A 570-nucleotide genomic window follows, 5' to 3' on the forward strand; every position below is an offset into this window, starting at 1 on the left:
GAACAGTTTAGCACACACAACATGGAATTGTAAGTATCACATAGTTTTTGCCCCAAAATACAGAAGGCAGATTATTTATGGAAAATACAAAAAGAGTATTGGACAAATAATAAGAGAATTATGTGAAAGGAAAGGTGTAATCATTCATGAAGCAAATGCCTGCCCGGATCATATCCACATGTTAGTTAGTATCCCACCCAAATTAAGTGTATCTCAATTCATGGGTTACCTAAAAGGGAAAAGCAGCCTGATGATATTTGATCGACATGCAAATTTGAAATATCGATATGGAAATCGGAAATTCTGGTGTCGAGGTTTCTACGTCGATACAGTGGGCAGGAATAAGAAGCAAATACAAGAATATATTAGAAATCAGCTAAGAGAAGACTATATGGCAGATCAGTTAACGTTATTCGAAGAATTTGACCCATTTACGGGGGAGAAAAATCGGAAGAAATAAAGAAATTCTTTAGAATTGGTGTGTGAATGTGGTGCAGAAGGGAAACCCTTTCAGTGGGCCTTTTAGGCCGAGGCCGGTAAGAGAGGCTTTCAGCCGCAGAGCAAACCACC

1 protein-coding gene is annotated in these 570 nt (G+C 38.8%); it reads left to right on the plus strand.

Annotated elements, in window-relative coordinates; all coding sequences use genetic code 11:
* Window positions 1–460: IS200/IS605 family transposase (gene tnpA / locus D4N35_RS17855; protein WP_120076051.1), on the plus strand; the 460-nt coding region annotated here is incomplete at its 5' end.
* Window positions 461–570 lie beyond the last annotated feature (110 nt).

It is taken from the genome of Siminovitchia fortis, from assembly GCF_003605365.2.
Taxonomy (GTDB): Bacteria; Bacillota; Bacilli; order Bacillales; family Bacillaceae_C; genus Siminovitchia; species Siminovitchia fortis.